Below are 21341 nucleotides of genomic sequence, written 5' to 3'. Positions count from 1 at the left end.
CTGTTATTAATTCGGATGATTAATTTAGTGGTTTATTACTGACAATGAGAACGCAGTAATTCACTGTCAAATATCGAATTTCTACCGTTATTTTGCCATCCACCAACCTACCAATTAGCGCTCTAGCTACCGGAAAATCGATAGAAATCCATTTATTAGCTGGATTAAATTCATCAGGCAGACTAAACGAAAAATGCTCTTTGCTGCATATTATCTTCTTACCTGCTCCACAGTTTTGGTTTTTCCTTCCCTACGAGGATCTGGATTGATAATGTTCAGCACATCCCAACGTTTGGACCAGAAGCCACTCGTCGGTCGATTTCTCGTCACCTTTTCTTACTATAGTAAACAACTTAGCTTGTTTTTTCTTCAATTGAACCTTAATAGCCTGTTTCATCACCAGAAAGATTCACAGCATACATACTATTCAGTATACAGAACCATAAATTATATGATGAACGTTATAAATATTAGAGCCAAATATCATAATAAGCAGACAGGTAAAGCAATCCTGCCATCGATAATGCTAATTCGAAACCGCCTGTTAACCGCTTATCTCTCGTTTTAACATCCGCGTTCACCGTCGTGGGAGCGTATTGTATTCGCTTGTCACGCAGCCGATTCAATCCATCAACAGTGATAAATTTACGCAACCAATGACGACCTGAATGTAACTAATACGTTAATCTTGCAAAACAACCGGGATTTATTGATTAATGACTAAAAACCGAGTCTTAATTTGACATCTACCACAATGGACTGTTTTATATACTTCTAAGGTTAACTACGGTATCTATATCAAGATAAAATGAAAACTAAACTGATAACCCGTGAAGGCTACAACAAATTAAAGGAAGAGCTGGATTATCTCTGGCGTGAGGAGCGTCCAGAAGTGACTAAAAAAGTCACTTGGGCAGCAAGCCTCGGTGACCGGAGTGAAAACGCAGATTATCAATATAACAAGAAGAGACTACGGGAGATTGATCGCAGAGTTCGATATCTAACCAAAAGCTTAGAAGAATTGCGGTGTGTGGATTATTCCCTCCAACAAGATGGACGGGTGTTCTTCGGTGCATGGGTAGAGATCGAAAATGATCAAGGTGAGATTAAACGTTTCCGTATTGTCGGGTACGATGAAATTTTTGGTCGCAAAGACTACATATCAATCGATTCGCCAATGGCCCGGGCTTTATTGAAGAAAGAAGTTGGCGACAGTGCAATCGTTCATACACCCACAGGAAAAATGTTGTGGTACGTGAATGAAATTGAATATATGAAATAGCCTGTATACTATTTCAACAAATAGGCTATATATCGAAGAATAACAACCGAATGAATCGCACGCTAACGATTCATTCACTCTGCAAAGGCGCAGGAAATGAATTAATAAGCATAACAAGCAGCAAAAACCGACATTCAGAACTACAATTCGTGTATATATACGTGTAGCATACACGTATACTCAATGCCGGAGATAAATCATGACAGCAAGACAACGCAACACACAGAGCGTCACAATGACTGTAGAACGAAGCTTACTGAGCCGGGCACGTGAAGCAGGTATTAACTTTAGTGCCACACTGACCGCCGCCTTGGATGCCGAATTACGCAATTACGAAGCGCTGAAATGGCGGGAAGATAATAGGGAAGCTTTGGAGGCGTTAAACCGTTTCCATGATGAACATGGTTGTTTTAGTGATGAACACAGGACATTTTAACAATGCAATTCACCGTTTACCGTAATACTGGGAAAAACGTTGTTTATCCCCTATTGCTGGACGTCACGAGTGACATTATCGGGCAGTTAAACCGCAGAATTGTGATCCCACTGTTGCCAGTTGAAAAATATCCTAACAGCAGTCGCCCTGTTCGAATGATCCCCGTTATCAGGCTAATAGACGACAAAGAATATGCGATCATGACTCACGAATTGGCCAGTATATCTGTTTATGCTTTGGGTGCTGAATTTTGCGATGCATCGCAATACCGTAATCAAGTAAAGGCGGCACTCGATTTCCTCTTTGACGGTATTTAAGTCGGATAAGTGCAGACTGTTGCCAGACTGCACTTATCGACGGCAGAGATCCAATTAGCATTGAAGAGACTAGAGGAATTAGACAGAATGAATAATCAGAATCCCCACTATTTCAGAGCACTTAGTTTAATTCATGACGCCATCAAAAACGCGAGAGCAAATGATTCAACTCACATGCCATGCCGCAATGGGTAAAATCGATTATGTTAGCTGAACAGGTAAGAACTCGAATTTATTCATTAGCCTATTAAAAAATTTAAAATGGGTAGATTCACATAATTAAGTGCAACATTGTTAATCTGGAAGTAAACATGTTCGTATTCCATTAAATAAATTTTTTAAGTAATCCCTCCATTTTTAACGAAAATCAAAAGTAGATTTGTAATTCATTAGTTACCTACTTCTGGAATAATGCGATGAAACTCAAGTTTTTCCTATTCTAGCTATCCTTTTAGTTTAATTCTGATATTCAGAAATAGCTCATAACAAGTCTGGTAACACACTTATAGTTCCAGCGACAACGTTTCACATTTGGAGTTGATCACAGTTGCTATAGCGTAATCGGCAACAAATTCGTTGAATGATATCGTAACTCGTCAGAATAAGATTAGACGTAAACTGGAAATTGTTTCTCGCAGAACGTATAAAGGGGTTTTGTGAATATTTGAAATCTGAAGCTTATCCACCAGAAGAAAACGCAACATGAATGAATCTCTGAGCCAAATTATTGCAAGTGAGCTACAAGCGCAGCCACAACAGGTACTTTCTGCGATTAGCCTGCTTGATGAAGGGAATACGGTCCCTTTTATTGCACGCTATCGTAAAGAAGTTACCGGCGGTCTGGATGATACCCAACTCCGTCAACTTGAAACCCGCCTTAGCTATCTGCGCGAACTGTCGGACCGCCGCCAGACCATTCTTAAATCCATTGACGAGCAAGGTAAGCTGACCCCAGAACTGGCCGAAGCCATTAATGGCACCCTGAGCAAAACAGAACTGGAAGATCTTTATCTGCCATACAAACCGAAACGCCGTACCCGTGGACAAATCGCTATTGAAGCGGGCCTTGAACCACTAGCGGACGCCTTGTGGCAAGATCCACGGCAAGAACCAGAGCAGGTTGCCGCTACCTTTGTTGATACCGATAAAGGTGTAGCTGATACCAAAGCGGCTCTGGATGGCGCGCGTTATATCCTAATGGAACGTTTTGCCGAAGATGCAGCGTTATTGGCAAAAGTACGTGACTATCTATGGAAAAATGCTCATCTGGTCGCTAAAGTCGTTGCAGGAAAAGAGGAGGAAGGCGCTAAATTCCGCGACTATTTTGATCACCATGAACCCATTGCACAAGTCCCTTCTCACCGCGCATTAGCTATGTTTCGTGGCCGTAATGAAAGCATACTGCAACTTTCCCTAAATGCTGATCCCCAGTTTGATGAACCACCGAAAGAGAGTTACGGCGAACAGATTATTACTCAACATCTTAACCTGCGCTTAAACAATGCGCCGGCAGATAGCTGGCGCAAAGCCGTAGTGAACTGGACCTGGCGCGTTAAGATATTGCTGCATCTTGAAACTGAATTGATGAGTACCTTGCGAGAGAAAGCGGAAGATGAAGCCATCAAAGTATTCGCCCGTAACCTGCAAGATCTACTGATGGCCGCACCTGCGGGTATGCGCGCAACGATGGGGCTCGATCCCGGTCTGCGTACCGGCGTCAAAGTGGCCATTATCGATGCAACCGGCAAACTGATTGCCACAGACACGATCTATCCACACACCGGGCAAGCGGCTAAAGCCGCTGCAAGTGTCGCCGCGTTGTGCATCAAGCATCAGGTAGAACTGGTCGCCATTGGTAACGGAACCGCTTCCCGCGAAACAGAACGTTTCTTTGCGGATGTGCAAAAACAGTTTCCAGAGATAAAAGCCCAAAAAGTGATTGTCAGTGAGGCAGGGGCATCGGTTTATTCTGCTTCTGAGCTGGCAGCACAGGAATTTCCTGACCTGGATGTTTCACTACGCGGTGCAGTCTCTATCGCCCGCCGCTTGCAAGATCCACTGGCTGAATTAGTAAAAATCGATCCGAAATCCATCGGTGTAGGTCAGTATCAACATGATGTCGGTCAGAGTCAGCTTGCCAAAAAATTGGATGCCGTCGTTGAGGATTGTGTAAACGCCGTTGGCGTGGATCTCAATACCGCTTCTGTTCCACTGTTAACCAGAGTTGCCGGGTTAACCCGTATGATTGCCCAGAATATCGTCAACTGGCGTGATGAGAATGGCCGTTTCAATAACCGTGCACAATTACTGAAAGTCAGTCGCCTTGGGCCAAAGGCTTTTGAGCAATGTGCTGGATTCTTGCGGATTAATCACGGTGATAACCCGCTGGATGCATCGACCGTTCATCCGGAAGCTTATCCAGTAGTTGAAAAAATTTTGGCGGCCACTGAGCAGAAACTCCAAGAATTGATGGGTAACCCTGCTTCATTGCGTGGATTACAACCTCTGGATTTCACCACCGAGCAATTTGGTGTTCCAACCGTTACCGATATTTTGAAAGAGCTGGAAAAACCTGGCCGCGATCCACGTCCAGAGTTTAAAACCGCGACTTTCGCGGAAGGGGTGGAAACCATGAATGATCTGCGTCCGGGAATGGTACTAGAAGGTGCAGTCACTAACGTGACTAATTTTGGCGCATTTGTCGATATCGGCGTTCATCAAGATGGTTTAGTTCATATCTCTTCGCTGTCCGATCGTTTTGTAGAAGATCCTCACACCGTGGTAAAAGCAGGTGATATCGTTAAAGTAAAAGTGTTGGAAGTTGATCTGAACCGCAAGCGCATTGCTCTGACCATGCGCCTTGATGAGCAACCGGGAGAAACCCATTCACGCCGCAATAATAATGCACAAACTGATCGCCGCCCTGAACGTAATGACAGGAACCGTAATACTTCCCGTTCTTCTACCTCAGCCGGAAACAGTGCTATGAGTGATGCGCTAGCCGCCGCATTCGGAAAAAAACGTTAAGATTCCTATCGCTGTAAACAGATGCACTGCTTCGGCAGTGCACATTTCACCGCTTGTGTCGGCAAGAATCCAAATTCACTGATTTATGCCAACCTGAATGGCTAAATGAACATCAATAATGAAAATAGGATTAACATTGAAATTAATGTTGGTTATTATTCTTATTTGCAATTAGTATGAATTGGATTAAAAATCGCACTTCATAATGAATGGGTACGACTAATTCTCGGTATTATTTTACTTATCACACATTCCGGAAGGTTATATGCAACTTCTTCCAAACCATAGTTACAAGATCATTGGTTTTTCTCCGAAGATCAGCCCAGCTTACCGACAGAAATTGCTGTCATTAGGTATGTTGCCCGGCTCCTCTTTTCATGTGATCCGCTTAGCACCTTTAGGTGATCCGATACAAATTGAGACTCGCCGAGTCAGCCTAATTCTGAGAAAAAAAGACTTGGAATTTCTCACATTAGACAACGCTCAATGCAACGCATAATCCATTGCAAGTAGCAAAACGGTAACTCCTAATCTGGCACTAAAAACATGAAAGCACTGACCATTGGCTTAATTGGCAACCCCAATGCCGGCAAAACGACATTATTTAACCAGCTTACTGGCGCTCGTCAACGTGTAGGCAACTGGGCTGGCGTTACGGTAGAACGAAAAGTTGGCCGTTTTATCACCTCAGAACACAAAATTGAGTTAGTTGACCTGCCGGGAACCTACTCTCTAACCACGATTTCTGAACAAACATCACTGGATGAGCAGATAGCCTGCCACTATATCCTGAGCGGTGATGCAGACATGCTGATTAACGTCGTAGATGCTTCTAACCTTGAACGAAATCTCTATCTGACGTTACAACTGTTGGAATTAGGCATTCCATGCATCGTTGCTCTCAATATGTTGGATATCGCTGACAGTCAGCATATCCAAATTGATATTGCCGAACTGGAGCAACGCCTTGGCTGTCCAGTCATTCCCATGGTTTCAACCCGAGCAACGGGACTGAATGAGCTGAAACGGGCAATTGACCGCCATAAGCAGAATTCCGGGCAATCACTGATTCACTACCCTGATTGCCTGTTGCAAGAAGTTGAGACGTTATCTGGTGCAATTTCAGACAATTTTCATGCTCAACAACGCCGTTGGCTAGCACTTCAGATGCTTGAAGGGGATATTTACAGTCTGGAACGTTCCGGCCTTGCTACCTCAATGCTGATTGAATCCAAAGAACGCTTGCAACAACAGCAACATGAAGAACCCGAACTAGTGATTGCCGATGTGCGCTATCAAAGCATCAATACATTGTGCATGGCAGTGATTGATACCCAAAAAGCCATGCCAAACAAACTCACTCAGGCAATTGACAGAATTATCCTCAATCGTTGGTTAGGCGTACCTATTTTCCTGGCTGTTATGTATTTAATGTTCGTGCTAGCGATTAATATCGGCGGTGCATTACAACCTATTTTCGACGGTGGTTCTGTCGCTATTTTCATTCATGGGGTTCAATGGCTTGGGCATACCTTAAGTTTCCCTGGATGGCTGACGATTTTCCTCGCGCAAGGTATCGGTGGTGGTATTAACACGGTTTTACCACTAGTCCCCCAAATCGGCATGATGTATTTATTCCTCTCTTTCCTTGAGGACTCCGGTTATATGGCGCGGGCGGCGTTTGTTATGGATCGTCTGATGCAAGTTTTAGGGCTACCGGGTAAATCGTTTGTCCCGTTGATCGTTGGCTTCGGCTGCAACGTCCCATCCATTATGGGGGCGAGAACGCTAGATGCGCCGCGTGAACGCTTGATCACGATTATGATGGCCCCCTTTATGTCTTGCGGTGCACGATTAGCCATCTTTGCCGTCTTTGCCGCTGCATTCTTTGGCAAAAACGGGGCAACCATTGTTTTTTCCCTTTATATATTGGGCATTGCAGTTGCTATCCTGACTGGCCTAATGTTGAAATACACCATTATGCGTGGCGAAGCTTCACCATTCGTTATGGAACTCCCGGTTTACCATATTCCACATCTAAAAACCCTGCTTCTGCAAACCTGGCAACGCCTGAAAGGTTTTGTTATCCGTGCCGGTAAAGTGATCGTTATCGCCAGTATGTTTATTGGTGCACTCAACAGCTTCTCATTCTCTGGTAAAACAGTGGATAGCATCAACCAATCCGCCTTAGCTTCGGTCAGCAAAGTTATTACGCCAGTATTACAGCCAATTGGCGTTCACTCAGATAACTGGCAGGCAACCGTAGGTCTGATAACTGGCGCAATGGCAAAAGAAGTCGTTGTTGGAACACTTAATACCCTGTATACCGCAGAAAGTATTAATAATGAGTCGTTTAATGCAGATGAGTTCAACCTGCTTGATGAGCTGAAAGATGCAGTTGGTGAAACCTGGGATAGTTTGAAAGAGACATTCACTCTGAGCGTGCTGGCCAACCCAATCGAAGCCAGTAAAGGTGACGGTGAAATGGATAATAGCTCCATGGGAACAATGAGTGCCAAATTTGGTTCCGCTATTTCTGCTTACAGTTATCTGATCTTTGTTCTGTTATATGTGCCTTGTGTTTCGGTGATGGGCGCGATCGCTCGTGAAACAAGCCGTGGTTGGATGACATTCTCCATTCTGTGGGGACTGAATGTCGCTTATTCAATTTCAGCCCTGTTCTACCAGATAGTGACTTTCTCACAACATTCGCAAAGCAGCCTGATCATTATTCTGACCGTCATTCTATTTAACGCATTGGTGTTCTACTTCCTGCGTCGAGTACGCAGCCGCGTGACAATGAAGTTACTCAGCAACCCGGGAAATAGCTGCCACTGCTCCAGTGGAAACTGTCACTAGGAGTTAAAAATGATTAGCCTGTTACAAGTAAGGGATGCCGTCGCTCTGAATGGACGGGCAGATGCTAAATTGCTGAGCCACCAGCTTTCTGTTTCATTATCGATGGTAGAAGCGATGCTTGAACAACTCACCGTAATGGGCAAATTGGAAAAAATTGATGCAACCGCCTGCCTAAGCGGCGGTTGCAAACAATGCCCTGAAGCACAGAAATGTGATACGGCGGTTTATCGGATTGCTGGGGAGTGTTGAGTGGTCTAAAACAATTAATCAATGTTCGATCGCCATTTAGACTCGCAAATTACTCGAACTAACATCTGCGATAACGTCAGCTTATCGGCGGGATTGGTGGATTTCTATCTTTTTGAAAGTCAATAAATTCTTTCATATCTCTGCGTTTGGTCATAATATCGTCCCAAAACTTCTGCTAACTTTTTGCTTTGATAAAGCCCATTACGTTTGCCCTTTGTTTCAATAAATAGAATCGAGATAAAACCTTTATCTGGCTTTTTACCAAATACATTTTCATATCGCTATAACCAATCATTAATAATAATAGAAATACTCTCGAACAGAACCCTTTTCAGGTAGTAATCTATCCTTTTCATTTTCTACGATAGGAGAAGCTCCATTCCTTTTTAACTCCCTCACCTTGAGTTTTGTTAAGAAAACCAAATCGACTTTCATAGGTTCCGGAAACCCAAGAGCAGAAAATATCCTTTCGGCTAATACACTTGTTGGGTTAGGATTTTTAATCATGTCCTTTTTAGTAAAATCGATCAGAAAGTAAGCAAATAAAAGATAAAAATACTCTACAAATAACATTGGTAAAAAAGAAATTTTCTTAACCCCTATACCTAAAAAAAGAATAATAAATGCAATAACAGTAAAAATGACATATAAAATATTAATTTCGTCCTTGGAATATGCGCGAACTCCGCGTTCACAACACGGTGTCATTGAAATAGTTCGCTCATACGGATTTGCCAAGGCATAAACAATATAATGATCATCTTTAGGCATCACTGCCAGTTCAACATAATCACCAACTTTAGCATTAGTCATCCCTAACCAACCATAAAATGAAATTCCGTTAATTTTTCCACGTACAAAATCACTGGGAGCATTCATTCTCACCTGACTTTGTGATGTCACTGCTGCCCCTGTAGTATTTCCTATCATAGCAAGCAATAACGCGCCAGCTTGATCACGTTCTTCCTTTCGGGAAAATGCTTCCGGATCATATTCTCGATCGGTAAAATAGCCCCACACTTTCATTACGCTAAATTCTTCCAGAATTCCGGTCACTTTAATCAATGGTGCTTTCGGTGGCAATTCTGGCGGTGGCGGTTCTTTAGCAAGTAGCGCTTCTAATTCTGGAATTTTTCTCTCTGCCTCAGCAACTTTATTTCTTTCCTCAACAGTACCATAAGAACTTAATCCCATATAGAATTTTGCATCTGATAATTCGTTCCTGACTTTTTCGAAATTAATAAACTCTTTTATATCTCTACGTTTAGTCATAATACTGCCCCCAAAGCTTCGCCTAACTTTTCACTTTGTTTTTGATAAAGTTCATTACGTTTATCCTGTGTCTCAATTAATATAGTTGAAACGAGATATTTATCAGGCTCTTTACCAAATACACAGTTACGGCACCAATCCTGTAAATCATTATCAATAAAAAGAGTATATAATTCCTCAAGAACAAATATTACTATCATTACTTGCCAACTGGCAAAATATCCTATTATCCTTGCGAAGGCTCCTTTCGTTAAAGTTTCTGCGATAGGAATAATATAACCTCCATTAACCATCTCCATTTTAATTAAAACGCCTAACAAACCACCCACTGATTTTAATAATATTCCAACATCAACAGATGTTTTTAATAGTGATAACCCAAAGCAAGACCAGCGAGTATTTTTTTTAAATAATTCCTTAATTCCATCACTACCATCAATCCCTAAATTCAATACAGACGCTACCACTCCAGCGCTGGCTCCTACAAATTTAATCGACGTAGTTGCTGCTTGATTTTTTATCCCATATTCAATAGCTGGTTTGATCACATCAGCAACCGTGCTCAGTGTACTTAGAAACGCCGAAGTAACCTGAGCATACCCTTTAGCATCTCCTTTACTCTCTTTCAGTTGATCAGCAAATTCCATCCCGTTAAAAAACAGAACCAGAATTTTTATTCGTGAAGCTTTTAAGGTTTTTTCGCCTTCGGCACTTTCGGCAAATTTATCAAATTGCTGTTTATAACTATTTAGCTTTTCAAGATCTTTCGAGGACTTATAAGTCTGAAGACCACGAGCAATTGCCTGTCTACATGAATTACCATTTTGAATATCTGCAAGACAAAGCTCTTGGATTCTATCCAACGGTACACCAGATGCGACAGAAAATATTGTCTTATTCAGTAATATATTCAAACTATTCAGCGCACTATCCAGACCAGAAAGCCGGAATACACGCTGCCCAATCGTGGATAAACGTCTATCACATACCAACATAGCACGAGAAAAAGACGAATTCGACGATATAGGCGCTTCCAGTGCTTCATTCGCCTTATCATAAGCATCAACCAGTTTGCCAAAACATTTCTGCACGACAGAAAGATAGTCAGATTCAGCAGCAGGTAATGTATCGTTTTTACTCGCCTTCATTTTATATAATAACGCTTCGGTATCCTCCATTACTTCCGGATTATTCAATAACAGAGAACGCCAAACAAAATTACCCTCCGGTTTTGCCGAATATTGTCCTATTAATTCATCCAAAAAAGCACTACCACTATCCGTAACATTGAGTGAGGCCATTGCATAATCCACTGCCTCCCGATAACTAAGGTTGTCAGAAACCTGAGTTGAATAAAAATCATGGCAATGTGTTATCAGCCGCTCTTCTTTTAACCAGCTTACCCGAAATTCAGCCAAAGACTCTAACCAGCTGGCGATCGTATGGCAGAATTTGTCATAACAATCTGAAAACGCCTGTCGTTTAGCCAGATTCAGTTCTGCCTCATATTTATTCCAACTGGTCGCCAGTGCTATCTCCCCATCCTGTTCCGCGACTTGCTTTGCTTTTACCATCAATGCATCAAGTGTACTTTGCCGCTGTGACATCGCCACCGAGGGGATTTTTACCAAAACCTTATCCATCCCGTAACTGGCCGTACTTTTATAAGCATCCAGCGTCTGCTGCTCTGCCCTAGCTTTTTCAACCTGCTGAATTTGATTCTTCGCTCCATTCAGTGATTGCTGGGTCATAAATTCAATCGACAAGTCATCTAACCAAGCGGAGTGTTCTCCGGCGATGTCATCACTCCAACCAGCCAGCTCATGAGCAATACCAATCGGATCATGCAAAGCGATTAACACTGGAGAGACAGAACTACCATCCTCTGCCGATCCTCGTTTTTGCATGGCTTTAACGGTCGCCTCTGCATTCCCCGACCGCTTTTCACTCCACGGATAGAGTGTACCCTGTGGACCAACGGTGTTAGGGTCAAAGGTATAATATGGCGCTTTTCCACTTGTCCGGCTGGTCCGCCTCACTTTAGGGTTGTAAGGCAGAATGTATTTGGCGGCGGAGTCATCCTCCTTATGGTAATCCATCACCGTATTCAAGTTATCCACGGTAACCTGACTGATGCCAACACCCTCAGGCACTCCGCGCCACTGCCACGGTTTCACACACTGCATGCGTTTTTGCCGTGCTTCAGGGTGGTTGTGATAGTACTGGATTGTTTCTTGACTCCAGACTGAGGGAGAAAAGGCCAGCCAGACATCTTGACGTAAAGCCATATCCCTCAACACAATAAATTCCACATTAGTACTTTGATGGGTCGGCGCGTAACAATCCGCTGTTTTCTTATCAAACACACTAAAGGCATTCGGCTGCTTCCACAGCGCGCCATCCTCGCTAATGCTCCAGGTTTCCCAGCAATACTGAACCAAGGGTCCAGAGTTGGTGTAATAAACATATAAAAACCCTTGTCGTAAGGCACGCAGGGCATAATGGTAGCCCTGAGCCGAGGGAGTCAGAGTTTCTGCCCACGTCGGTAAAGTTTCACCAACACAATCAGGCACCACGCTATAACGCACAGGCAGAAGCGCTGGTCCGGTTACTTCGCACATCTGGCACGATAGTCGATTCATTACAGAATCTCCTTGTTCTTTGACGAAATAGTAGAAATATTGAGATGGCAACATTCACGGGCCAGAACCTGCCACTCTTCTTCTGTTAGTCCGGCTGTACGCTCGACATAGCTACCAGTACTATTACCCTCTTCGGCAGACAACAGCGACTGTATCCGAGGGTGTAAATCAATCGCTGGGTGATATAGCAAACCATGCAATGCACAAACTTCCAGATCCAGAGCATCACTAAAGGAGTAGCGCTTGGTTATCCGGCGTAATAAGGTCAGTATGACATCCAATAGTTCAGGTTCTGTTCGGCGTAACCGGTTACGGTGTGCCTGACGATATTGGCGCAATGCCCGATTCATCGGACCTGACCAAGTTATTTCTGCTACTTCTTCCGAGGACAGGCCCAGTGAAAAGGTGTATAACTCCCTCGCAGACTGTGCATTATCCCGATGCAGTAACTGACCGTCGCCATCAACCAGATACCAGTCTGTCAGCGGTCCCAGCAGACGCGAGCGCTGCCAGCTATCCAGCAACGGCCATATGGCATTATTCACAGCCGGATCATAAAAACGCAGCATGATTTTCTGTACTGATGATAATTCCTGTACCGCAGTCATGCTGATATGTTGCGCAATCACAGAGACCAGACTAGTACTGAACAGCCAACCACAAATCATCCGGCCACGCCCGGTAATCAACTCTGCGGGATCAGCTTCCTGTAACGCCTGAGTGATGCTCAACTCCAACAGTTCAGCATCCTCAGATCGATTAATATCCAGCGGTATCAGCCAAGGAGAATAACGAGATGCATAACGGGGATGATTTATCTGGGTTGGTATTGCCGCTGGCTGATGATTAAGGATTGCCTTAGGAAACCATTCTTCCTGACGACGATCCAGAAAAACAGCCGTATCAACCATTAATAGCCCTTGTCCGTTATGCTGGTTAAACACTGTACTCAGGTCCGCCAGCAAACAGGCTTTCTGCCGGTTTATCACATCGGGAGAAAAATCATAATTAATTTGTGTCTTTATTTCTGTCATCAAATATTCCTGTCATTACATAACTATCTTTCTTTAATCTCTTTTTTTTACCAAATGGAACCAGTGTCATTTAATCCATTGAATCTTTTAGCTAAAAAAATAGGTCCACAGGCAAGCACATTTCATTTACCTGAATACACGTTATAGATTGATTAGCTGATCCACCAATACTTAAATTTTCAGACAAATAAACTAAAGCATTTGTAGTGTAAAACGAACAAAAAGTGATATGCAACTAAACCAGCGGTTAATAATTGTAAAAATAAGTAAACCTTACGAATTGAATCATGTGATGATTCTATTAAATGTCTGTTTATAACAAACCTTTTTTAACTCCAGCAGAGCTGGTAAATATTCATCTTGAAGATAAAGGTGTTTTATTTACTCATCCCTTTAATAAAGTTTTTGCTGAGAAAGCACAATCCCTAATTAATTGGTATAGATTCAAATCATACTTATATCCTTATTTGAATCATTCAACGAAAGAATATTTACCAGGTACTGAATTTAAAAATGGCTTTGACTTATATTTATTTGACTGTGAATTAAGAGAACTATGTAACAAATACATATTAAGAATAGAAGTTAAGGCAAAGAGTATTCTAACAAAGTATCTAAATGACCCTTTTTGGTATCTCAGCGATGATATATTCACACCAAATAAAGCACCATATCAGGAAAAAATCACCTCAATGACTCTGCAACAGCTATGGGAGCCAATACATTTAAAGAAGTAAAATCGTGGCTTTACGCACTAAAGGAATTAAGAAACAAATCTTCGCATAGTTCCAGGACCTGGAATAGCAATTATCGTTTGCCATCAGGGTTCGTAGATAACAATAATAATATTGTTAGAACCAGAATAACAATCAGGCCAACAATGAAAAATAAAATATATACTACATTGATTGTTTTAAAAATAATGTCTAAGACTTTGATAAGCCCATCAGAAAAATTCGAAATTGAATTTAAAAATCTCATAAACAAATACAGTTATATAAATATTTTAACTCATTCAATGGGAATTCCCTCAGGATGGGACAAGGAAAATATATGGGATTAAAAGATAGAATGTGCCTTTCTTAGTAACAAATTGAATCCCTATGATTTATCTAATCGTCAGAAGAACTAACATTAAGCCGCCGCATTCACGCGGCAGACGCTTTACTTTTCCAAACCATGCCAATAAAAATCTGTTATCTCATCGACCTTATAATGCTTCTCTACTAACAAATTCAGTCAACAACCCAACAAACTCATCTGGATGAGAAATAAAAGGCGCATGAGCAGCATGACGCATTATGGCTGAAACTGAACTTGGCCATTTTTCATCAAGAATGTTAATGATTTTCCTTGGCACCAACCCATCCAGATAGCCGTAAATCCGCAGGAATGGGATGGTAAGCTCAGCCAAAGGCTCTCTTAAATCTTCAGTACGCAAAATTTCCAGACCAACATGCAGCACTTCAACAGCAGGCATCGGCTGATCCAGCACAACAGATTTCAACAATCGCGCATCTTGACGGGCACTATCTGTGCCTAATGTTTGTAAAGCAAGAAAACGCTCAACCGTGCGCTGGAAATCTTCACTAAGTTGATGTTCGAAACCGCGCAAAACTTCTGGCTTAATCCCCGGCCAATCACTTTCCGCGCTGAAATGCGGTGAAGAAGCCACGGTAATTAATCCGGCAACCTTATCCGGATGGTCAAGCGCAATCCGGCTGGCAACCAGCCCTCCCAACGACCAACCTAGCCATAGCGCATTTTCAGGCGCATATCGCCAAACTTCATCCGCCATGTCAGCAAGACTCATTGGGCCATATTTCTGGCTACGGCCGTAACCCGGTAAATCCACCAGATGTAAACGAAAATGCGGAGCACATCGCATTTCAATGGAACGCCAAACTTCCGCATTCAGCCCCCATCCGTGCAGCAACACAAGATCACGCGAATCTCCCGCGGAAGTCTGCCAAAATAGATCAGCCATTGTTATTCTCAACTTTATTTGCCATCAAGGAAGAAGTCTATGCTAACAATGGTTGGGTACTGTTGGCTATGCCATCAGTCTCTTTGGTTTCCACATCATGGAGTATGCAGCTTTTGCAACAAACGGTTGAAACGTTTGACAAATATGTGCCCGTGCTGCGCTCTACCCTCAGAACTTCCTTCACTGCCTTGTGGACGCTGCCTCAAAAAACCTCCGCCATGGGAGAATATGATAGCAATTACCGACTATTGCCCACCCTTGAGTGGCCTGATTCGTCGCTATAAATATCACGGCACCCCACAACTTGCATCAGTTCTGGCGCGTCTGTTTCTGCTGCACTGGCAACAGGGCTATCGTGATGGACAATGGTATAAACCCAACATTCTGCTCAGTGTGCCACTGCATCGACACCGGCGCTGGAAACGGGGATTTGATCAAAGTGTATTAATGGCAAAGCAGTTATCAGAATGGCTACAATGCGATTATCAGCAAAGCTTTCTACAGCGGTCGCATGCTACACTACCACAAAGAAATTTATCGGCAGCACGGCGTAAAATTAATCTCAGGAAAGCATTTCAGCTTTGTGGCTCAGTCGCGGGACAACATGTCGCCATACTTGATGATGTGATTACCACCGGTGCGACCATGACTGAAATTTCCCGTTTGTTAATTCGTGCTGGCGCCCGTTCAGTGCAGGTCTGGGCGATTTGTCGAACCTTGTAGTCAATACGAGAATGGGCGTATTATAACCAACTATAGCAGTCAACTATTGAGCAAATGATATGATTAATATTACTGAAGCAGCGCAAGCTCATTTTGCCAAATTACTGGTAAATCAAGAAACTGGCACACAAATACGCGTATTTGTCATCAATCCAGGTACGCCTACCGCTGAGTGTGGCGTATCTTACTGCCCGCCTGATGCCGTTGAAGCGACAGATACTGAACTGAAATTTGATAAATTGTCAGCTTACGTTGACGAACTGAGCGCCCCCTTCCTTGAAGAAGCAGAAATTGATTTTGTCACCGATCAGTTAGGTTCTCAGCTAACATTAAAAGCCCCTAACGCCAAAATGCGTAAAGTTTCTGACGATTCCCCCCTTGTCGAACGTGTGGAATACGTTTTGCAGTCACAAATTAATCCACAGTTAGCCGGTCACGGTGGCCGCGTCAGCCTAATGGAAATCACTGATGATGGTTTCGCTATCCTTCAATTCGGCGGCGGCTGTAATGGTTGTTCAATGGTTGATGTCACCCTGAAAGAGGGGATTGAAAAAGAGTTGCTGAACATGTTCCCGGAACTAAAAGGTGTAAGAGACTTGACTGAACACCAACGTGGTGAACACTCTTATTACTGATAATGTATTACTGATAACAAATTTTCCCGCTCGGATAATCGTCGGGAAAACATTATTACAATAATAACCTAATGGGATAATCTCTAAGTTCTAAGAGCAATTCAGAATATATATGGAACATTTTCAAACCATCAGCCCTGAGCAGGCTTATCAACACTGGCAGGATAAATCCGCCATTATGGTGGACATTCGCGATCCACAAAGTTTCCGAGCAGGCCATGCGTGTGGCGCTTTTCATTTGACTAATGACACATTGAATGAATTTATGTTACAGGCCAATTTCGAGCAGCCGGTTATGGTCATGTGTTATCACGGTCATAGCAGCCAGAGTGCCGCTCAGTATTTATTAAACATCGGTTTTAAAACTGTCTACAGCATTAATGGCGGCTTTGAAGCCTGGCGCAGAGACTATCCTCACGCTGTTGACTCCTTACATAATCCGGCATAACACACCTCATGATCCGCGTAATCGCTATTTCAAACCCACGTCTGGCGCAAGCCTTTATCGATTATATGGCAACCCATCAGGTCCATCTCACTATGCGCCCCGGTCACGATGGGCAACACGTCGAACTGTGGCTAGAAGATGACACTAAACTTACTCTAGTTCAGCAAGAGCTGGAGCAATTTACCCGCGATCCGCTAAATGAACGTTATCAAGCGGCCAGTTGGCAATCTGGTGATGTGAATCACCCATTGAAGTACCACAATAATCTGAACTGGCAATATTTAAGTCGTCAGGCTGGCCCATTAACCATTACCGTTTTGCTCCTAAATATCGTCGTTTATCTCTGGATGCAATTTGCCGGGGATTATCAGGTGATGTCTTGGCTGGCCTGGCCTGACGATAGCCAACATATGGAGCTATGGCGTTGGGTCACCCACGGCTTACTGCACTTCTCACTACTGCATATCATTTTTAACCTCATGTGGTGGTGGTATCTTGGCGGGCAAACAGAAAAGCACCTCGGTACAGGAAAACTGTTTGTTATTATGATTGTTTCCGCTGTTTTCAGCGGCTGGGGACAATCATTATTCAGCGGTTCTCATTTTGGCGGCCTTTCTGGGGTTGTTTACGCTTTAATTGGCTATGTCTGGCTAACCGGTGAACGCGCACCCGAGCGTGGTATTGGTGTTCCCCGTGGTTTGATGGCTTTTTCGATCTTTTGGCTGATTGTTGGATACTTCGATGCATTTGGGCTATCCATTGCCAACGCAGCCCATTTCTCCGGTTTAACTATCGGTTTACTGATGGCGTTATGGGATAACCGTCATACATTCAAAAATAATAACCGGCATTTTTAAAAACATTAGGGGACTATCGTGAAGCAAACTCAACGGCATGATGCAATAGTTGAGCTGGTACGTCTTCAGGGCTATGTCAGTACTGAAGAGTTGGTTGAACACTTTAATGTCAGCCCCCAGACTATCCGCCGTGATTTGAACGACCTGGCAGATAAAAACAAAATACAGCGACATCACGGCGGTGCCGCATTGCCATCAAGTTCAGTTAATACTGCTTATCACGACCGCAAAATCATGTGGTCAGAAGAGAAAGCGCGTATTGCACAACGTGTTGCTAGCCATATCCCGGACGGCGCAACCCTGTTTATTGATATTGGCACCACACCCGAAGCTGTCGCTCACGCATTGTTAAATCATAAAGATCTGCGGATTGTCACTAACAACCTCAACGTCGCTACTCTGTTAATGACAAAAGAAGACTTCCGTTTAATCCTGGCGGGTGGGGAGATTCGTTCCCGTGATGGAGGGATTATTGGTGAAGCCACACTGGATTTTATTTCCCAATTTCGGCTTGATTACGGTATTCTCGGCATCAGTGGCATCGATATGGATGGCTCATTACTGGAATTTGATTACCATGAAGTACGCATAAAACGCGCAATTATCGAAAACTCCCGTTGCGTTATGCTAGTCACCGACCATTCTAAATTTGGCCGCAATGCTATGGTTAATCTGGGTAACATGAATCTCATTGATCACCTATTTACTGACCAGCCTCCCCCTCCAAGCATTCAGAAAGTCATTGAGCAACATAATGTTCAGTTCGAACTCTGCTGATAGTTTTTGCTACATTTGGGGATAACGCTATCCCCTATCTTCTTGCTGTTCCACAATTACGCTATCTTTTAACTTCTTCATTAATACCATGCGAATTATATGGATAAGGTAATATTTGCTATCCATATCACGCGAACATATTTTTTCTTAACAAATAGTTGGCTATTGATCGGTTTCTGATTACAATCATGAGCGAAAACGAGCATTAAAGAACTATTTCGAACATTTTAGGAGGATGCATGGAAACTAAAGACTTGATTGTGATCGGCGGCGGGATCAACGGCGCCGGGATTGCGGCAGATGCCGCTGGCCGGGGACTCTCTGTTCTGTTGCTGGAAGCACAAGACTTAGCCAAAGCCACGTCATCTTCCAGTTCAAAATTGATCCACGGTGGCTTACGCTATCTGGAACATTATGAATTCCGTTTGGTCAGCGAAGCGCTGGCAGAACGTGAAGTTTTACTGAACCTTGCACCACACATCGCTTTTCCGATGCGTTTCCGCCTGCCGCACCAGCCACATCTGCGTCCAGCATGGATGATCCGTATTGGCCTGTTCCTTTATGACAATTTAGGTAAACGTGTTAGCCTGCCCCGCAGTAGGGGACTGAAATTCAATGCCAATTCTGTTCTGAAACCAGAATTGGTCCGTGGCTTCGAATATTCCGACTGCTGGGTTGATGATGCTCGTTTAGTCGTCCTTAACGCTCAAGAAGTCAAAAAACGTGGCGGAGAAGTCCGTACCCGAACAAAAGTGACCCGTGCATGGCGCGAACAAGAAGGTTGGATGGTTGAAGCCGAAGATCTGCGTACAGGTAAAACCTATACTTGGCGTGCAAAAGGTCTGGTTAATGCTACTGGCCCTTGGGTTAAAGAATTCTTTGACGATGGCCTGAAATTGAAATCACCTTATGGTATCCGCCTGATCAAAGGCAGTCATATTGTGGTGCCAAGAGTGCATGATGAACCGCAAGCTTATATTCTACAAAACGAAGATCACCGTATCGTATTTGTTATTCCTTGGATGGATGAATTTTCCATTATCGGAACCACCGATGTGGAATATCAAGGTGATCCAAAAGAGGCGAAGATTGACGATCAGGAGATTAATTATCTGTTGAGAGTTTATAACGATCACTTCAAAAAACAACTTAGCCGTGATGATATCGTCTGGACCTATTCTGGTGTACGTCCATTGTGCGATGATGAATCCGATTCACCTCAAGCCATTACGCGCGACTATACCCTTGACATTCACGATGAACACGGTAAAGCACCATTACTGTCTGTGTTTGGTGGTAAGTTAACCACTTACCGTAAGCTAGCGGAACACGCAACCGAGAAGCTCATTCAATATTATCCTAATGCGGGAAAAGCCTGGACCAAAAATGGTCAATTACCGGGAGGTAATCTGGAAGGGTGCGATCGTGATGGTTACGCCCGCCTACTGCGTAAACGTTACAACTGGTTACCGGAAGGTGTTGCCGTGCGCTATGCACGTACTTACGGCAGTCACAGTGAACTGATTCTGCAAGGTGCCCGTAATCTGGCAGATCTAGGTGAATCTTTCGGCCACGGCTTGTATGAAGCAGAGCTTCGCTATCTGGTTGATAACGAGTGGGTTATTGAACTGGATGACGCAATTTGGCGCCGTACTAAGTTAGGCATGTGGCTGAAAGAAGAGCAGAAACAGCGCGTTGCAGCATGGTTGGCGGAGAATGCTAAACCATTGTGATAAAAAAGTTGAATCAGTGTAAAAATAGTTAATATAAACTCAGGCGCAAAATAGATCTGCGCCTGTTTTTACTCTTTATACCCCGTTTACTATCAACTCAATTGTAATTATATATATCAAATGAAGGAATATAATTCTATTATTTATAGTAATATTATTTTAATTAACTTTTAATACTAAAACAGTCAAAATATATCATCAATTTCATTATATAAATAAAATAACAGAAATAAATCAATGAGATATTGAAAATATAATTTCCACTCCACAGAATAACCGACTTAGCCAACTCATTTACTAAAATACAGAGTATCCGGAAAAACTCATCGAGCATTTTATACCATGAAGAAGTCTATAAAAATATTAACCTATTTTTGAGCTGAGCAGTTCGTAAGGAAGAATAACACCAGCATTATCATCTTTAAAATCTTTAGGGTTTCTAGTAATCAATAACCGCCCGTTTTGCTGGGCTGTTGCCCAGATTATTGCATCAGGCAGCTTTATCTTTTTCTCATGTCGAATAACTACTGCGCATTCTGCTACCTCACTCGTGACACTGAAAATCTCAAAGCCATCTAAAAAGATTCTTGTTGCATTTTCTTTATCCTTGTCCAGCTTCTTAGCTCCTACCATAACCTCCATCCATGTTATACAGCTAATAGCTGGACTATTTCCATATTTTCTCAATGTCTCCGCAGCTTGTTCATATCCATTTAAATAGTCAATCAATATATTAGTATCAAATAACGACTTCATAGCAATCATTGCCATTCCTTGCGTAAATTATTTTGATATTCCAATCCATCCGATTTTTTGTCCCCCCACAAACCGAAAGCACTATTATTCTGTTCTGAAATATTAGCATCAAGATAAGCATCTATTGCTTTTCGGATCTGTGCAGCACGTGACTTGTCAGGAGAGCGCTCCTTCAAAATCTCAAGCTTCCTAATCGTTTCTTCCGGTAAATCTATATTAATTCTTACCATAGCAACCATATTTATTTCCTCTTATCAGATATCAGGTATATGTATCATATACCTCATTAGTTCGACTGTCTATTTTT

At 42.9% G+C, this 21341-nt stretch carries 22 protein-coding genes; 15 read left to right on the top strand and 7 right to left on the bottom strand.

Translation table 11 applies throughout. The features are described from left to right. Positions 1 to 19: 19 nt before the first annotated feature. The gene (locus tag D3222_RS26605) at positions 20 to 181 is read right to left on the bottom strand and encodes a GreA/GreB family elongation factor (RefSeq protein ID WP_369973498.1); all 162 of its coding nucleotides are present in this window, start codon (positions 179 to 181) and stop codon (positions 20 to 22) included. Between the two features lie 627 nt (positions 182 to 808). On the opposite strand from D3222_RS26605, the gene greB reads away from it, so the two are divergent. The 7 genes from greB (at position 809) to D3222_RS04975 (ending at position 8170) form a co-directional block, all read left to right on the top strand. Further along, the gene (greB, locus tag D3222_RS05005; RefSeq protein ID WP_118985170.1) at positions 809 to 1282 is read left to right on the top strand and encodes a transcription elongation factor GreB; all 474 of its coding nucleotides are present in this window, start codon (positions 809 to 811) and stop codon (positions 1280 to 1282) included. A gap of 199 nt (positions 1283 to 1481) precedes the next feature. Continuing rightward, positions 1482 to 1718 carry a type II toxin-antitoxin system CcdA family antitoxin gene (locus D3222_RS05000; RefSeq protein WP_088374722.1) on the top strand — a complete coding sequence of 79 codons (237 nt, stop codon included), beginning with the start codon at positions 1482 to 1484 and terminating at the stop codon, positions 1716 to 1718. 2 nt (positions 1719 to 1720) lie between these two features. Further along, complete coding sequence (locus D3222_RS04995; RefSeq protein ID WP_118985169.1) at positions 1721 to 2035, top strand: CcdB family protein; 315 nt, start codon at positions 1721 to 1723, stop codon at positions 2033 to 2035. 702 nt (positions 2036 to 2737) lie between these two features. Beyond that, positions 2738 to 5062, top strand: a complete 2325-nt coding sequence (locus D3222_RS04990) for a Tex family protein (protein ID WP_118985168.1) — start codon at positions 2738 to 2740, stop codon at positions 5060 to 5062. Between the two features lie 265 nt (positions 5063 to 5327). Continuing rightward, a complete protein-coding gene (feoA, locus tag D3222_RS04985; RefSeq protein WP_118985167.1) occupies positions 5328 to 5561 on the top strand; it encodes a ferrous iron transporter A in 234 nt (77 codons plus the stop codon). 47 nt (positions 5562 to 5608) lie between these two features. Next, positions 5609 to 7921 (top strand): Fe(2+) transporter permease subunit FeoB, encoded by a 2313-nt coding sequence (gene feoB / locus D3222_RS04980; protein WP_118985166.1) that lies wholly within the window; start codon positions 5609 to 5611, stop codon positions 7919 to 7921. Between the two features lie 9 nt (positions 7922 to 7930). Beyond that, a complete protein-coding gene (locus tag D3222_RS04975) occupies positions 7931 to 8170 on the top strand; it encodes a FeoC-like transcriptional regulator (RefSeq protein WP_118985165.1) in 240 nt (79 codons plus the stop codon). 294 nt (positions 8171 to 8464) lie between these two features. On the opposite strand, the gene D3222_RS04970 is transcribed toward D3222_RS04975, so the two are convergent. Genes D3222_RS04970 through D3222_RS04960 form a run of 3 tightly spaced genes read right to left on the bottom strand, consistent with a single transcriptional unit; the run spans position 8465 to position 13118 of the window. After that, a complete protein-coding gene (locus D3222_RS04970; protein WP_118985164.1) occupies positions 8465 to 9442 on the bottom strand; it encodes a putative type VI secretion system effector in 978 nt (325 codons plus the stop codon). Beyond that, a complete protein-coding gene (locus D3222_RS04965) occupies positions 9439 to 12084 on the bottom strand; it encodes a T6SS effector BTH_I2691 family protein (protein ID WP_118985163.1) in 2646 nt (881 codons plus the stop codon). Before D3222_RS04965 ends, D3222_RS04970 begins: the two co-directional genes overlap by 4 nt. Next, on the bottom strand, positions 12084 to 13118 hold the full coding sequence (locus D3222_RS04960) for a DUF4123 domain-containing protein (RefSeq protein WP_118985162.1): 1035 nt from the start codon (positions 13116 to 13118) through the stop codon (positions 12084 to 12086). Before D3222_RS04960 ends, D3222_RS04965 begins: the two co-directional genes overlap by 1 nt. A 305-nt stretch (positions 13119 to 13423) precedes the next feature. Between D3222_RS04960 and D3222_RS04955 the strand changes: the two genes are divergently transcribed. Further along, the gene (locus D3222_RS04955; protein WP_118985161.1) at positions 13424 to 13855 is read left to right on the top strand and encodes an Abi family protein; all 432 of its coding nucleotides are present in this window, start codon (positions 13424 to 13426) and stop codon (positions 13853 to 13855) included. Further along, positions 13828 to 14181, top strand: coding sequence for a hypothetical protein (locus D3222_RS04950; protein WP_118985160.1), 354 nt, complete (start codon positions 13828 to 13830; stop codon positions 14179 to 14181). The genes D3222_RS04955 and D3222_RS04950 overlap by 28 nt, the downstream gene beginning before the upstream one ends. Positions 14182 to 14328: 147 nt before the next feature. Here the strand turns inward: D3222_RS04950 and bioH are convergent, their stop codons facing one another. Beyond that, on the bottom strand, positions 14329 to 15105 hold the full coding sequence (bioH, locus tag D3222_RS04945; protein ID WP_118985159.1) for a pimeloyl-ACP methyl ester esterase BioH: 777 nt from the start codon (positions 15103 to 15105) through the stop codon (positions 14329 to 14331). A 39-nt stretch (positions 15106 to 15144) separates the two neighbouring features. Here bioH and gntX point away from each other — a divergent pair, with 39 nt between their 5' ends. The 6 genes from gntX (at position 15145) to glpD (ending at position 20278) form a co-directional block, all read left to right on the top strand. Next, positions 15145 to 15828, top strand: a complete 684-nt coding sequence (gntX, locus tag D3222_RS04940; RefSeq protein WP_118985158.1) for a DNA utilization protein GntX — start codon at positions 15145 to 15147, stop codon at positions 15826 to 15828. A 59-nt stretch (positions 15829 to 15887) separates the two neighbouring features. Next, positions 15888 to 16463, top strand: a complete 576-nt coding sequence (gene nfuA / locus D3222_RS04935; RefSeq protein ID WP_118985157.1) for a Fe-S biogenesis protein NfuA — start codon at positions 15888 to 15890, stop codon at positions 16461 to 16463. 112 nt (positions 16464 to 16575) lie between these two features. Continuing rightward, positions 16576 to 16911: a thiosulfate sulfurtransferase GlpE gene (glpE, locus tag D3222_RS04930; RefSeq protein WP_118985156.1), complete on the top strand. Its 336-nt coding sequence runs from the start codon at positions 16576 to 16578 to the stop codon at positions 16909 to 16911. An 8-nt stretch (positions 16912 to 16919) separates the two neighbouring features. After that, positions 16920 to 17768, top strand: coding sequence for a rhomboid family intramembrane serine protease GlpG (gene glpG / locus D3222_RS04925; protein WP_118985155.1), 849 nt, complete (start codon positions 16920 to 16922; stop codon positions 17766 to 17768). Positions 17769 to 17786: 18 nt separating this feature from the next. Further along, positions 17787 to 18545: a DeoR/GlpR family transcriptional regulator gene (locus D3222_RS04920; RefSeq protein WP_118985154.1), complete on the top strand. Its 759-nt coding sequence runs from the start codon at positions 17787 to 17789 to the stop codon at positions 18543 to 18545. A 239-nt stretch (positions 18546 to 18784) separates the two neighbouring features. Next, the gene (glpD, locus tag D3222_RS04915; protein WP_118985153.1) at positions 18785 to 20278 is read left to right on the top strand and encodes a glycerol-3-phosphate dehydrogenase; all 1494 of its coding nucleotides are present in this window, start codon (positions 18785 to 18787) and stop codon (positions 20276 to 20278) included. Between the two features lie 363 nt (positions 20279 to 20641). On the opposite strand, the gene D3222_RS04910 is transcribed toward glpD, so the two are convergent. Both D3222_RS04910 and D3222_RS04905 read right to left on the bottom strand, forming a co-directional pair. Beyond that, positions 20642 to 21043: a type II toxin-antitoxin system VapC family toxin gene (locus tag D3222_RS04910; protein WP_118985152.1), complete on the bottom strand. Its 402-nt coding sequence runs from the start codon at positions 21041 to 21043 to the stop codon at positions 20642 to 20644. After that, a complete protein-coding gene (locus tag D3222_RS04905; RefSeq protein WP_232832401.1) occupies positions 21040 to 21273 on the bottom strand; it encodes a ribbon-helix-helix protein, CopG family in 234 nt (77 codons plus the stop codon). The genes D3222_RS04910 and D3222_RS04905 overlap by 4 nt, the downstream gene beginning before the upstream one ends. Positions 21274 to 21341: the final 68 nt, after the last annotated feature.

This window comes from Photorhabdus sp. CRCIA-P01 (assembly GCF_003545805.1).
Lineage (GTDB): Bacteria > Pseudomonadota > Gammaproteobacteria > Enterobacterales > Enterobacteriaceae > Photorhabdus > Photorhabdus antumapuensis.
This window is presented reverse-complemented; position numbering and strand designations above follow the sequence as displayed.